We start from the raw sequence: 13,905 nt of genomic DNA on the forward strand, positions 1-13,905 counted from the left end.
CAGCAGGAGGGTTGCTAGTACTTCTCTCCGTACTGGTACTCCGGGAAGTCGAAGCAGGCGCTGAAGCCGTCAATCTGCAGGCTTTCCGGCCCGTCCCAGATTCCTACGATGAGGTGGGTCCCGTCGTCGTGAAGAATCTCCACGGTGCGTGCGCCGTCGCCGTCCTGCCCGTCTTTGGCCGTCCAGCCGGACTGGCCGGACACCCTGTCACGGACGTCGTCGAGGAACTTGTCCCGGTCCAGGCCAGGCTGAAGCTCCACCTGGCCAGTGCCCGCCCATTTCTTTTGGTTCTCCCCGTCGCAGGACAGGAGGCTGGACGTATCGCTCACGAAGAGCGAGACGACCAGGTCCTGCGGAACCATCCCAATGATCTCGTGCTGCAGTGCCAGCAGTTTCGCTTTGGCCTCTTCCAGGGTCACGTCCGTTGTCCGATCAGTTGTATCCGCTGTATCCGTTGCTGAGCAGGCTGCAAGGCTCAGGGCAGCGCAGAGCACCGCAGCCGTCCGCAACCAGCTCCCGCCGCCTCCCCTTCTTCGATCAGTCACCCGTAAATCTCCTTACGCACGTCCCTGAGTGCCGTTTCATTTTCTGGGCCTGCAGTGGCGATGAGGACGTGGTTATCGATGCTGTACGCGTCTCCGGGTTCCATGCCGCCGGGCGGTTCGTAAAGATGCCTGTCAAACGCAGGCTCATTCATTGGATAGTTCGCACCAACCACCCCTGCCCGTTCAAGCGAGAGCAGCAGGTCAGGATAGGTATAGCTTGAATAGGCGGTGCCCGGGTCAGGTGACCAGCCAGGGGGCAGCGCCGCGCCGGATAAGGCGATCACCCTGTCATAGTGCGCGCCGTTGTTCTCCGAGCCTGTCAGGTTCCGCAAGCCCCAGCTGTGGCCGATTCCCACAGTTTGGGCACCACGAGGCCTTTCAAGCTCTACAGCGGCCTGGAATTCGGCCAGAACAGGTGAACTGCCGGCCACGAAGTCGTCGCTCTTGGCCTCCACCGCAAAAGCCTCGATGAGCCCGCCATCCGGAAACTCCGAGCCTTTGTAGACAAACGCCACCGATCCACCGCTGCGGTCCGACTGGACCAGGTGGTTGGAAATGCCCTGCGGTCCTCCGCCGTAGAACGACGCCTCATTGGTGGTGGTGCCGGGGACGTAGGTGATCACGGTGGAGGTGTCCTGGCTGTAGGTTCCGATCATCTCCACAATCGAGTTTCGGGCGGGATCGTACGCGGCCAGTTGAATCCTGCCCTCCACCACCCCATGGAGGTAGGCCCGCGCCGCCCGCCGCTCTGCCCACGCCGCATGTTCCTCACTGAACCGCTGGCCGGCAGAGATGTCCATCAGCAGCGGATTCAGTACCGGCTCGGGATCGTGGGCCGGGAAGGAATCCAGCCGGTCCCGGGCGTTGGCGCGGTTCGCTTCTACCCGGGCTGCAAAGGGAATGCCGTTGGTGTTGCCGGCCTCCACGGGATAGTCGCGGATAAACCCCTGCTGCTGGGCCGGGGTCAGGCCTGCCCACCACTGTTGTATTTGCGAAGGGCTTTTCCCGGTCAGGTCCGCAGGGCGGGGCTGGGTCCCGGCGGACGCACCCACGCCTTTGCCGGCTGCACTGGACGCGAAGCCGGTGCCGGCTGAACTCGCCGATTCCTGTTCGTCAGCATTCCGGGCAAGGTCCGTGGCTGCCTGGTGCAGGAAGGTTACTGCATGGCGGAGGGCGGGGCTGAGGCTGGATTTCCAGTCCGCGCTGAATTGAACAGCATCCGGACCTGGCCACTGCGCACCGGCAACACCGGCGTTGAAGGAGTTCAGCTGCGCCTGCAGGTTGCGGCTCGCCGTCCGCATAGCTTTGGCGAGGTCCCGGAGCTGGACTACGTCTGCACCGATGAATCCATTCGACATACCGTTCCCCCAAGGCCGCCGGCGTATTTACTCCACCGAATATACAAGACCTTAAAGGAAACCGGGGTGGGGAGTACTCCCCACCCCGGCTAACCAAGGCGTCAGCGGGAACCGTAGTTCGGCGCCTCTACAGTCATCTGAATGTCGTGCGGGTGCGATTCCTTCAGGCCGGCAGGGGTGATGCGGACGAACTTGCCCCGCGCCTTCAGCTCGGCAACGGTGGGGGCACCGGTGTAGAACATGGTCTGCCGCAGGCCGCCCACCAACTGGTACGCCACAGAAGACAGCGGACCGCGGTACGCAACGCGGCCTTCGATGCCCTCGGGGATGAGCTTGTCATCGCCGGAGACATCGGCCTGGAAGTAGCGGTCCTTGGAGTAGGACGTGTTCTTGCCGCGGGACTGCATGGCGCCCAGCGAACCCATGCCCCGGTACGACTTGAACTGCTTGCCGTTGACGAAGATCAGCTCACCCGGCGACTCATCACAGCCTGCCAGCAGGGAGCCGAGCATGACTGTGTCGGCGCCGGCAACCAGCGCCTTGCCGATGTCGCCCGAGTACTGCAGGCCGCCGTCGGCAATCAGCGGAACGCCGGCGGGGATGGCGGCCTTGGCGGACTCGTAGATAGCCGTAATCTGCGGGACGCCCACGCCGGCCACCACACGGGTGGTACAGATGGAGCCCGGTCCCACTCCCACCTTGATGCCGTCCGCGCCGGCGTCGATCAGTGCCTGCGCGCCTTCACGGGTGGCAGCCTGGCCGCCGATGATGTCCACGTGCGCTGCTACCGGATCGGACTTGAGGCGGCGGATCATGTCCAGCACGCCCTGCGAATGGCCGTTGGCGGTGTCCACGAACAGTGCGTCGACGCCGGCATCCACGAGTGCCATGGCACGCTCCCAGCCGTCCCCGAAAAAGCCGATGGCTGCGCCCACCCGCAGGCGGCCTTCCTCGTCCTTGGTGGCCAGCGGGTACTGCTCCGCCTTGGTGAAGTCCTTGGTGGTGATAAGGCCCTTGAGCCGGCCCTGCTCATCCACGAGGGGAAGCTTCTCGATCTTGTTGGTGGCCAGCTTGTGCGAGGCTTCCTCACGGCTGATTCCCACGTGCCCGGTGACCAGCGGCATCTTGGTCATGACGTCGCTGACCAGCCGCAGCGGGAAGTCGGATTCGGGGACAAAACGGGTGTCGCGGTTTGTGACGATGCCGAGCAGGCGCATGTCCTCGTCCACCACGGGCAGGCCCGATACCCGGTACTGCGAGCAGATCTCATCCAGCTCAGCAAGCGTGGCCTGCGGGCCGATGGTCAGCGGATTGGTGATCATCCCTGACTCGCTGCGCTTGACCCGGTCCACCTGGTCCGCCTGGTCCTGGATGGACAGGTTGCGGTGGATGACGCCCAGGCCGCCCTGGCGTGCCATGGCGATGGCCATCCGTGATTCAGTGACAGTGTCCATGGCCGCGGACAGCAGAGGCGTGTGAACCGAAATACGCTTGGAAATCCGCGAGGACGTGTCGGCGTCGGACGGGATGACCTCGGTGTGGCCGGGTAGGAGCAGCACGTCGTCGTAGGTCAGGCCGATGAAGCCAAAGGGGTTGTGTTCGGGCTCGGTCATGAGTGCGCCTCTTACCTTGGTTGCTGGACGGGTAGGGGTTGCAGCCGATGACCAGCCCGTCATTACGGGACTGGCCTGTGCAGGAGATCGTGCTGGACGGCCACGCGAAGCGGCAATCCGGGGCAGAAAGTGTTGAGTAAATATTAGAACCTTCGCGCCGATCCCCCTATTCCGTGCAGCCAATGTGAGCAAGCCCACGGCCCATGACGCACCCGCCGCTCAGCTCCAGCCCGTGGCGGCCAGAAGGCGCTGCTCGAACATGGGGATCATGCTTTCCACATAGGTCCGGGTGAGGTGGTTGTCGTCCTTGTAGACATAGACGTTCCCCACTACGCCGGGGCAGATGCCGCGGGCGCAGATAAAGTCGCTCAGGTCCATCAAGTGGAGTCCCGGCAGCTTGCCGCGGTAGTTTTCCAGCGGGGACGGTTCCACGAGGGATTCTTCCAGGGACACATTGCACTCGGCAGCGTCCGGACTGTTGCGCTGGATGCATTCGGGCATGTTGAAGGTAAACCGGGGGTTGTCCCGGATGCCAATGACCTCGATCCCGGCGTCGGCGAACGGCCGGACACCTTCCAGATAGCCCGGGACCTCGGTCTCGAACGGCGCTTCCTCATGCGTCAGCGACGCCACTGTGAACACCGCGTCCGGCTGATGTTCCAGGACATAGGCGGCGCTGGCCTGGTTGTAGGCGTTGCATTCGGCATTCCGTTCGTCCGAAACTGCCCCGAAACGGCACGCCGGCATCAGCAGGGTCACCAGCTCCCAGCCTCGCGCGGCGGCTATCGGCGCCAGTGCGCCCAGGTACTGCTGCGAATGGGAGTCGCCCAGAACCACGATGCGTTTTGTGGCTTCCCCTTCCGGCACCTCCTGGCGGCATCCGTCAAGGATCGGATCGCTGGTGGCGTTGGGGCCGGTGCAGGGGGCGTGGATTCCTGCCCAATCGTTATCCAGTGCGGAGGGCCCGGGAATGATTTTTGCACCAGCAGCCGGCACCGGCGCGTTGTCCGGGTTAAGCGCAGCCGCCCCTGGCGTCAGCTCGCGCGGCTGTGCCGCCGTCGCGCTTTCCTCTGCGGTGAGCGTGGTCTGCCAGAGGGCCACAGGCCCTGCAAGGAGAGCACCGCAGGCAGCAATAACGACGGCGGTACGCCAGGCCCGAAGCTGGGGCCAGTGCCAGTCGCGGAGCGGCTTTTCAACAAAGCGGGTGGTGAGGACGGCGAGGACGATCGAGGCGCCGACGATCGCCAGGCCTTGGGCGAGGGTGGGCGACTCCACGCCGGTGGCGGCAAGCGCAAGGACCAGGACCGGCCAGTGCCAGAGGTACAGGGCATAGGAGTTGTCTCCCACCGCCACCAGGGATTTGCTGCTGAGAAGCCTGTCCACGCCGTAGCGGCTGCCGGATTGTCCTGCGACGATGATGGCGGCGGCTGCCAGGGTGGGCCACAGTGCCACGAAGCCGGGGAACGAGCGGTCCATCGTCAGCAGCAGGCCACAGGAGAGCATGGCCGCGAGGCCTGCCCAGCCAAGCAGCACGCGGAGCGCCGGGGCCGGTTTGAGGTAGGGCAGGGCTAGTGCCAGGAGCGAGCCGAGCGCGAACTCCCAGAGCCGGGTCCTGGTGTCGAAGTAGGCGTACGCCTGGTTGCCGGCAGTCTGTTCCACCGAGTAAGCCAAGGACACTGCGAAGACCGCGCCGAAGACCAGCGCAAGCAGTCCGCGGTAGCTGACCGCGAGGAATGCCGGGACCTGGCGCAGCACCACCAGCAGCGCCGCGGTACCGGCGAAGACCAGCGGCCACAGGATGAACACCTGCCCCTGGATGGACAGCGACCAGAAGTGCTGCAGGGGGCTGGCACCGGCGTGGTCCTGCGCGTAGTAGTCCACTGCGGTGTCTGCGAGCAGCCAGTTCTGGCTGTAGAGCAGAGAAGCCCATGCCTGGTCCAGGACCTGTGGCCAGCGGGTCTGCGGCAGGATCAGCCAGGTGCCGGCCAGGACGCCCAGGATCACCACGACGGCGGCCGGCAGCAGCCGCTTGAACAGGTGCAGCCAGTGGCCCAGAAGTCCAAAGGGGCGCCCTGCCTCGGCTTTCCTGACGAACGACAGGGTGAGCAGGAAGGCGGAGATCAGCAGGAAGATGTCCACGCCTCCGGAGACCCGGCCCAGCCATACGTGGTAGGCGACCACCATGAGCACCGCGAGGGCACGGAGCCCCTGGACTTCCGGCCGGAAGGTGGGATTGCGGCTCCTGGCGCCTGCTTCAGGTGCCGGGCCGGGCACAGCTGCGGTTCTCGGTGACTGCACAAAAGACCTTCCAGCGGCGGGCAAAACATCAATTCTACCGAGCCGCGGAGAAATCTCCGGAAAGGTAACGGCCGTCACGGACCGCAACCAGGCACACGGCGTACGCTGCCGGCCAGGGAAATCCTGGCCGGTGGGAAAGGTCTTTGCCTAGGATCGCAGCAAGGCGCGGAGTGTCTGGATGGTGTCGGCCCCGGCTGCCGTCTTGTCGTCGCGGTAGCGCTTGACGCGGGCGAACCGCAGGGCGATTCCGCCGGGATGGCGGGAGGATTGCTGCACGCCGTCGATGGCGATCTCCACCACGGTGACCGGTTCCACCCAGACGGTACCTGCCGTGCGCCGCACCTCAAGCTCCTGGAACCTTTCCGTCTGCCACTTCAGCAGCGCGTCGGTAAGGCCCTTGAAGGTCTTGCCCACCATGACGTAGCCGCCGGGTTCGCCGAACTCGCCGGCAGGGTCCAGGGCTCCAAGGTGCAGGTTGGACAGCAACCCCGTCCGCCGCCCGGATCCCCACTCGCACGCGAGCACCACCAGGTCGTAGGTGAGCACCGGCTTCACCTTGATCCAGTTAGAACCCCGCCGTCCGGCTGCATAGGCCGAACCGATGGCCTTCACCACCACGCCCTCATGGCCGGCAGCGAGCGCATCGCGGGACACCCGCTCGGCGACGGCTGCATCCGCCGTGATCTCCCCCGGGATCCTGTGCCCGGGGGCGATGCGCCCGAGGAGGTCTATCCGCGTGGACAACGGCTCGTCGAGCAGGTCGCGGCCGTCAAGGTGCAGGACGTCGAAGAACCAGGGGTGCAGCACAGTGGTCCGCGCGGCGTCCGCACCGAACCGGGACATCGTCTCCTGGAACGGCCGCGGAACGCCGTCCTCGTCGAGGGTCAGGGTCTCGCCGTCAAGGATCAGATCGTGCGCCGGCAGCCCGCGCACCACCTCCACCACCTCGGGCAGCCGGTGGGTCACATCGGCCAGCGTTCGGGTGTAGATGCGCACCTGATCACCGGAGCGGTGCACCTGGATGCGGGCGCCGTCGAGCTTGTATTCCACGGACGCCTCCCCGGTGACCTCCAGCGCCGCTGCAGCACTGGCGGCCGTAGCGGCGAGCATGGGCTGCACGGGACGGCCGACGACGAGGCCCACCTCGTCCAGCTGCGGCGCCGTACCGGTCATCGCCAGCAGGGCAGTTTCGCCGAGATCGCCGGAGAGCATTGCCGCGCGGCGTACGGCGTTGACGGGACGGTCCGCGGCGCGGGCAATAGCGTCCGTCAGTACCCCCTCAAGGGCACCCGTCCGCAGTTCGCCGAGCAGCACTCCGGCGATGAACGCCTGCTCGCGTTCCGTGGCCGCCGCCGTGAGGGTCCGGAGCGTCGCAGCACGCCCAGCGGCTGACCCGGCGCCTGCGGTGACGAGCAGCCGGTCCAGGGCCGCGTCGAGGTCGGCGACAGTAAGCCGCGGTTCGGCGGCCGGCTCCCCCATGGCCGCCGTCATGCCACGCCACCCCACCCCTACCCTGCCCTGGCGCGGCCTGGCGGTCAGCAGGCCCACCGCCGTCGGGATCTCCGTGGGTCCAAGCCTGCGCAGCAGGTCTGCGAGGGCATCGACTTTGGCGAGCCGGGAGCGGGTGGATGCGACGGTATCCGTAGTTTTGACGAGCTCGTCGAGCAGCATGGGACCAGTGTGCCACGCCGGCCGGCACCCGTCAGGCCGGCGGCGATGCTGGACAGTGCCGGAGCACGGTTCCAGACTGAAGGCATGGGAATCATCGTCGCGAACCTGTTCATCACGCTCGACGGCGTCTACCAGGGCCCGGGCGGCAGGGAAGAGGACACGCAGGGCGGGTTCCGCTACGGCGGCTGGCAGCTGCCCGTGTCCGACGACGAAGCTGAGCAGGCCATCGAGGCCGGAATCGGCCTCATGGACGCCCTGCTTCTCGGCCGGAAGACGTACGACATCTTCTCGGCATATTGGCCGCACCAGTCTGGCGACATCGGCGGGATCCTAAACCGGGTGCCGAAGTTCGTTGTGTCCAGCACCCTGGCCGCTCCGGCCTGGGCGGGCACGACGGTCCTGCCGGACGCCACGGCTGCCGGACGGCTCCGCGAGGAGTACAACCAGGTCCACATGTTCGGCAGCGGCGTCCTCATCCGTTCCCTGCTCGCGGCTGACGTGATCGATCGCCTGCACCTGTGGCTCTATCCGGTCACCCTCGGGCAGGGCAAGCGCCTCTTCGACGCCGGGACTGTCCCCGCCACCTTCCGCCTCGCCGAACCGGCGCGCAGTTTCCCCAAGGGTGCGGTGTCCCTGGTGTACGAGCGCGCGGGCGGCGTGGAGACGCAGGACATGCCGGGTACCTAGTGCCGGAGTTTCCCCGAACGCAAAAACCGGCCCAGCGGAAGCTGGACCGGTTCTTTGTTGGGGACGGGCTGGGCCCTCGCCGTCAGGGTTCCCTGACCGAGCGAAGCGAGGTTAGGGAGACGGTGGGTGGGCCCACGCCGGCGAGGGACCCAAGTCGAGCGAAGCGAGACTTGGGAGCCGGTGGGGACTAGTGGCTGTGGCCTGCGTGCTCGTCTTCCTCGGCAGGCTTCTCCACAACGAGGGTCTCGGTGGTGAGAACCAGTGCAGCGATGGAGGCTGCGTTGCGGAGGGCTGCACGGGTGACCTTGACGGGGTCGATCACGCCTGCGGCAATCAGGTCCTCGTACTCGCCCGACTTGGCGTTGAAGCCGTTGTTGGTTTCGAGCTCGGCAACCTTGGCGGTGATGACGTAACCGTCGAAGCCGGCGTTCTGGGCGATCCAGCGCAGCGGCTGGACCAGTGCGCGGCGGACGATGCCCACAGCAGCGGCAGCGTCGCCCTCGAGCGCCTTGACGGCCGGGTCCTCATCCAGTGCCTTCAGTGCGTGGATCAGGGCGGAACCGCCGCCGGCAACGATGCCTTCTTCAAGGGCAGCGCGGGTTGAGGACACAGCGTCCTCGATGCGGTGCTTCTTTTCCTTGAGCTCGACTTCGGTGGCGGCGCCAACCTTGATGACGCCGATGCCGCCGGCCAGCTTGGCCAGTCGCTCCTGGAGCTTTTCCTTGTCCCAGTCGGAGTCGGTGCGGGTAAGCTCAGCGCGGAGCTGGGCCACGCGGGCTGCCACGTCTTCGGCCGAGCCTGCGCCGTCGACGATGGTGGTGTTGTCCTTGGTGACCGTGATGCGCCGGGCGGTACCCAGCACCTCGAGGCCAACGGTGTCCAGGCTCAGGCCCAGTTCCGGGGAAACAACCTGTGCACCGGTGAGGGTGGCGATGTCCTGCAGCATGGCCTTGCGGCGGTCGCCGAAGCCCGGAGCCTTGACGGCAACAACGTTCAGGGTGCCGCGGATGCGGTTGACGATCAGCGTGGACAGGGCCTCGCCGTCAACGTCTTCTGCGATGATGAACAGGGGCTTGGAGCTCTGCAGCGCCTTTTCCAGCAGCGGCAGGAATTCCTGGATGTTGGAGATCTTGCCCTGGTTGATCAGGATGAGGGCGTCCTCAAGGACTGCTTCCTGGCGTTCCGCGTCGGTGACGAAGTACGGGGACAGGTAGCCCTTGTCGAACTGCATGCCCTCGGTCAGGACCAGTTCGGTCTGCGTGGTGGAGGACTCCTCGATGGTGATCACACCATCCTTGCCGACCTTGCCGAATGCCTCGGCGAGCAGCTCGCCAACTTCGTCGCTCTGGGCGGAGATTGCTGCAACGTTGGCCACCTGGGTGCCTTCAACGGGGCGGGCGTTCTCCAGCAGGCGGGCGGCGACGGCTTCGACGGAAACCTCGATGCCGCGCTTGATCTGGCCGGGAGCGGCTCCTGCCGCTACGTTGCGCAGGCCTTCCTTGACCAGGGCCTGGGCCAGGACGGTTGCGGTAGTGGTGCCGTCACCGGCAACATCGTTGGTCTTGGTGGCCACTTCCTTGGCCAGCTGCGCACCAAGGTTCTCGTAAGGGTCATCCAGCTCAACTTCGCGGGCGATGGTGACGCCGTCGTTCGTGATGGTGGGAGCGCCCCACTTCTTGTCCAGGACGACGTTGCGGCCGCGGGGGCCGAGCGTCACCTTGACGGTGTTGGCGAGCTTATCGATGCCGGCTTCAAGAGACCGGCGGGCAGCGTCGTTAAACGCAAGCTGCTTTGCCATGGTTTTGTCCTTTCAAGACAGAACCCCGCGCAGCTGGGCAGCAGAATGCATGACCAGCGGCGCGGGGATCCGGAGAGTTACTTTACGACGATCGCCAGAACGTCGCGGGCGGACAGCACGAGGTACTCGGTGCCGCCGGTCTTTACTTCGGTTCCGCCGTACTTGGAGTAGATGACGACGTCGCCGACGGCTACATCGACGGGAACGCGGTTGCCGTCCTCGAAGCGGCCGGGGCCTACTGCAACAACTTCGCCTTCCTGGGGCTTCTCCTGTGCGGAGTCCGGGATAACCAGGCCGGAAGCCGTGGTCTGCTCTGCTTCGAGCGGGCGGACAACAATACGATCCTCAAGAGGCTTAATAGAGACCGACACTCGGACCTCTCCTTCTTCGTCAGCAAATTCGTGGACTGGAGAGCTTTCCGCCGTGGCTGGCAAACCGTCGTCGCGGTGCCGGCAGCAGCCTGGCTGGCAGCTCTACATGTATTAGCACCCTCCTAGGGAGAGTGCTAATGAAGACTCTATGTAAGGGTTAGCACTCGGTCAAGGCGAGTGCCAGAGTTTCGTCATGGGCGGACGTGGTTGCGTGTAAATTTGGCCACGTGCGAGCTGCCGTTTACCTCATCCTTGCCAACCTTTTTTGGGCCGGTAACTTCGTGGTGGGACAGGCTGCCATGAAGACCATGGAGCCGCTCCAGCTGACGTTCTGGCGCTGGCTCCTGGCCGCGGTGCCGCTGCTGGTCCTGGCGCAGCTGGTGGAAAAGCCGGACTGGCGGGCAGTCCTTCGCCACTGGCCGGTGCTGCTGCTCCTGAGCACCTTGGGCATGAGCGCCTACACCCTGTTGCTCTACAGCGCGCTGCAGCACACCTCGGCGCTCAACGCGTCCCTGGTGACAGCCGCAAATCCCGCCCTGATCATGGTCCTGGCCGTGCTGCTGCTGAGGGACAGGCCGCGGCCGCTGAGCTGGGCAGGGATTGGCTTGGGCCTCTGCGGAGTCCTGCTGGTCCTCACCGGCGGAGACCTCCAGCGGCTGCTGACTTTTTCGATCAATGCCGGTGAGCTGCTGATCGTCGGGGCCATCACCGTCTGGGGCCTCTACACCATCATCGCGCGAAGGCTGGGCATCCCCGCGATCACGTCCACGGCCGTACAGGTGGCAATGGCGGCTGCTGTGCTCCTGCCTTTTGCCGTGGCCACAGGGGCCGGCCTGCCGGCCACCCGCTCTGAGGGCTGGTCGCTGGCGTTCATTGCCGTGTTTCCTTCGCTGGGCTCCTACCTCCTTTGGAACCTGGCCCTCAAACGCACCACCGCTGCCAACGCCGGCAACTACCTCAACCTCATCGCCGTGTTCACCGCCATCATCACGGTTACCCTGGGCCAGCCGATCAGCGTCCCACAGGTGGTGGGAGGCGTCCTGGTCATCTCAGGGGTCCTGCTGACCAGCGCGGGCGGCAAAGCACCTCAGCGGCCCAGGTCCTCGAAGTCAACGTCCTCGCCGCCGTCGCCCTCCCCTGCAGAGTTCCGGCCGCGGTAGAGCAGGACGCCGGCGGCCAGGGCCGCCATCAGTGATACGACGAGGAAAACGATGCTTCCGGCCCGGGCTCCGGCGTAAAGTCCCCTGATGTCCTGCGCCTCCTGGGTGTCGTCCCGGATGTCGTTGCCGCCCACGGAATAGACAGTGGCGTTGAAGGTATCCAGGAAGAAGATAATCACCAGGAGCGCGATGCACACCACGGCCACCACGGCACTGGCAATCAGTGCGGGCCGGGCGTATCTTGCCAGGCCCCCATCCCCTGGACGGTGCCGGCGGGACTGCGGGGGACGTGCACTGTCTGTCATGGATTCAACACTATCGGCCAGGCGGCCTGCCGCTCCTCCACTAGGCTGGAACCCATGGCTCACGCTCCCCAGGACCAGATTGCACCATTGCTCACCGCTGAAGGCTGGGACCTCCTGGCGTCCCTGGGCCCCTACCAGGAGGAAAAGTCCTTCGAGCTGAACTCGGCCCTCCGCAAGGCGGGCCACTCCCCCGAACTGGTCTCCGCCGTCCTGACCCAGTCCCGGCTCAGGACCAAGGCTGCCGCCAAGTTCGGTGAGTTTGCCCGGAGCATGCTGTTCACCCAGGCCGGCCTGGAGCAGGCAACCCGGCTCAGCGTCGCTGCCCGCCACGCCCAGCGGTTTGCGGAGGCGGGAATCAAGCACGTGGCGGACCTGGGCTGCGGGCTGGCCGCGGACTCCCTGGCGCTGGCCTCAATGGACATCAACGTCACGGCCGTCGAAATGGACGAAACCACAGCCGCGTGCGCCACCGTGAACCTGATCCCGTTCCCCAACGCCACCGTTGTCCATGCTGACGCTACGGCCGTGCCCCTGGACGGGATCGACGGCGTCTGGCTGGACCCCGCACGGCGCGTCACCTCCACATCGGGCACCAAGCGGATCTGGGACCCGGAGGCTTTTTCCCCGCCCTTGTCCTTTGTTGAAAAGCTGGCTGCCTCCGGCCTGGCGGTGGGCGTCAAAATGGGTCCGGGCATGCCGCACGATTCCGTCCCGGCCGGCTGCGAAGCGCAGTGGGTGTCCGTGGCCGGGGATGTGACCGAGGTGGGGCTGTGGTTCAACGCAGTGCGCCGGCCGAATGTCCGCCGGGCCGCACTGGTACTCGGCGTCCAGGGCGCGGCTGAACTGACCAGCGGGGAGGACTTTGGGGCCGGCCCCTCCGCTCCGGTTGGTCCCGTGGAAGGCTACCTCTATGAACCTGACGGAGCGGTGATCCGCGCCGGGCTGGTGGCCGACATCGCGCTGCAGCTGGGCGGACACCTGGTGGACGAACACATTGCCTATATTTGTGCGCCGGAACTGGTGGATACACCCTTCGCGCGGGCTTACAAGGTCCTGGACGTGATGCCGTACAACGTCAAAGCACTCAAAGCCTGGGTGAAGAACAATGGCATCGGCGTGCTGGACATCAAAAAACGCGGCACGGCCGTCACGCCCGAGGATCTCCGCAAGCAACTGCTGGGCGGCAGGAATGCCGGCAATAAAAAGGGCGGAAACACAACAGCCACCCTGGTCCTGACCCGCATCGGGGAGGACAGGGTGGCCATCGTGGTGGAACCGGTGGCCCAGGACGCTACTGGGCCCGCATAAATTCCTCCGCCGCACGCACCTGGGCCGCAGTAGGCCGAACACCCGTGTAGAGCACGAACTGCTCCAGGGCCTGGATGGTGGCCACCTCCGCCCCGGTGATCACCGGCCTGCCCGCAGTCCGGGCCGCCTTGATCAGCGGCGTTTCCGCAGGGAGGGCGACCACGTCGAAAACCACCTGCGCTGCATCGATGGCTTCCTGCGGGAAGGCAAGGCTGTCCGCTTCCACGCCCCCTGCCATGCCGATGGGGGTGACATTGATGATCAGGTCCGCCGTCCCGCCGTCGAGCGCCGGACGCCACTGGAACCCGTACTGTTCCGCGAGCGCCCGCCCGGCGCCTTCGTTCCTGGCAATGACTGTGACATCGGTGAAACCGGCGTCACGGAGGGCGGCAACTGTTGCCTTGGCCATGCCGCCCGCCCCTTGTACCAGGACGGAATAGCTGGATGGCACCTCATTGCTGGCCAGGAGTTGTTCGATAGCCGTGTAGTCGGTGTTGTAAGCCTTAAGGTGTCCATCCGTGTTCACGATGGTGTTCACCGAGTCGATGGCTTTGGCTGACGGGTCCATCTCGTCCACAAGGGCAATCACGTCCTCCTTGTACGGCATGGAGATGGCGCAGCCGCGGATGCCCAGGCCGCGCACACCCGCGATGGCCTGTTCAAGGTTCGTGGGGGCAAACGCCTTGTAGATCCAGTTCAGGTCCAGCTGCCCGTACAGGTGGTTGTGGAACCGGGTCCCGTTATTGCTGGGCCGGGCCGAAAGCGAGATGCAGAGGGTCATGTCTTTATTC

Annotated in this window: 12 protein-coding genes; 3 read left to right on the forward strand and 9 right to left on the reverse strand. The window is 65.6% G+C overall.

Annotation, left to right across the window (positions count from 1 at the left end):
• Positions 1-14: 14 nt before the first annotated feature.
• The 5 genes from CXX84_RS01960 to CXX84_RS01980 all read right to left on the reverse strand — a co-directional run bounded on the left by CXX84_RS01960 (position 15) and on the right by CXX84_RS01980 (position 7,485).
• Positions 15-545, reverse strand: a complete 531-nt coding sequence (locus CXX84_RS01960) for a hypothetical protein (protein ID WP_223252921.1) — start codon at positions 543-545, stop codon at positions 15-17.
• Complete coding sequence (locus tag CXX84_RS01965) at positions 542-1,903, reverse strand: WXG100 family type VII secretion target (protein WP_102975041.1); 1,362 nt, start codon at positions 1,901-1,903, stop codon at positions 542-544. Before CXX84_RS01965 ends, CXX84_RS01960 begins: the two co-directional genes overlap by 4 nt.
• A 101-nt stretch (positions 1,904-2,004) precedes the next feature.
• Positions 2,005-3,516, reverse strand: a complete 1,512-nt coding sequence (guaB, locus tag CXX84_RS01970; protein WP_102975042.1) for an IMP dehydrogenase — start codon at positions 3,514-3,516, stop codon at positions 2,005-2,007.
• Positions 3,517-3,735: 219 nt separating this feature from the next.
• Positions 3,736-5,814 (reverse strand): acyltransferase family protein, encoded by a 2,079-nt coding sequence (locus CXX84_RS01975; protein WP_102975043.1) that lies wholly within the window; start codon positions 5,812-5,814, stop codon positions 3,736-3,738.
• 147 nt (positions 5,815-5,961) lie between these two features.
• Positions 5,962-7,485, reverse strand: a complete 1,524-nt coding sequence (locus CXX84_RS01980; RefSeq protein ID WP_102975044.1) for an ATP-dependent DNA ligase — start codon at positions 7,483-7,485, stop codon at positions 5,962-5,964.
• A gap of 84 nt (positions 7,486-7,569) precedes the next feature.
• Here CXX84_RS01980 and CXX84_RS01985 point away from each other — a divergent pair, with 84 nt between their 5' ends.
• Positions 7,570-8,172, forward strand: coding sequence for a dihydrofolate reductase family protein (locus CXX84_RS01985; protein ID WP_102975342.1), 603 nt, complete (start codon positions 7,570-7,572; stop codon positions 8,170-8,172).
• A gap of 187 nt (positions 8,173-8,359) precedes the next feature.
• On the opposite strand, the gene groL is transcribed toward CXX84_RS01985, so the two are convergent.
• Positions 8,360-9,970, reverse strand: a complete 1,611-nt coding sequence (gene groL, locus CXX84_RS01990; RefSeq protein WP_102975045.1) for a chaperonin GroEL — start codon at positions 9,968-9,970, stop codon at positions 8,360-8,362.
• Positions 9,971-10,047: 77 nt separating this feature from the next.
• Positions 10,048-10,341, reverse strand: a complete 294-nt coding sequence (groES, locus tag CXX84_RS01995; RefSeq protein WP_003805290.1) for a co-chaperone GroES — start codon at positions 10,339-10,341, stop codon at positions 10,048-10,050.
• A gap of 227 nt (positions 10,342-10,568) precedes the next feature.
• Between groES and CXX84_RS02000 the strand changes: the two genes are divergently transcribed.
• Positions 10,569-11,501: a DMT family transporter gene (locus tag CXX84_RS02000; protein ID WP_102975046.1), complete on the forward strand. Its 933-nt coding sequence runs from the start codon at positions 10,569-10,571 to the stop codon at positions 11,499-11,501.
• Here CXX84_RS02000 and CXX84_RS02005 read toward each other — a convergent pair.
• On the reverse strand, positions 11,429-11,806 hold the full coding sequence (locus CXX84_RS02005) for a hypothetical protein (protein WP_102975047.1): 378 nt from the start codon (positions 11,804-11,806) through the stop codon (positions 11,429-11,431). The genes CXX84_RS02000 and CXX84_RS02005 overlap by 73 nt on opposite strands.
• A 54-nt stretch (positions 11,807-11,860) precedes the next feature.
• On the opposite strand from CXX84_RS02005, the gene CXX84_RS02010 reads away from it, so the two are divergent.
• A complete protein-coding gene (locus CXX84_RS02010) occupies positions 11,861-13,114 on the forward strand; it encodes a class I SAM-dependent methyltransferase (protein ID WP_102975048.1) in 1,254 nt (417 codons plus the stop codon).
• On the opposite strand, the gene CXX84_RS02015 is transcribed toward CXX84_RS02010, so the two are convergent.
• Positions 13,098-13,895, reverse strand: a complete 798-nt coding sequence (locus CXX84_RS02015; protein WP_102975049.1) for a shikimate 5-dehydrogenase — start codon at positions 13,893-13,895, stop codon at positions 13,098-13,100. The two genes, CXX84_RS02010 and CXX84_RS02015, sit on opposite strands and share 17 nt — an antisense overlap.
• Positions 13,896-13,905: the final 10 nt, after the last annotated feature.

This window comes from Arthrobacter sp. AFG7.2 (assembly GCF_002892835.1).
Lineage (GTDB): Bacteria > Actinomycetota > Actinomycetes > Actinomycetales > Micrococcaceae > Arthrobacter.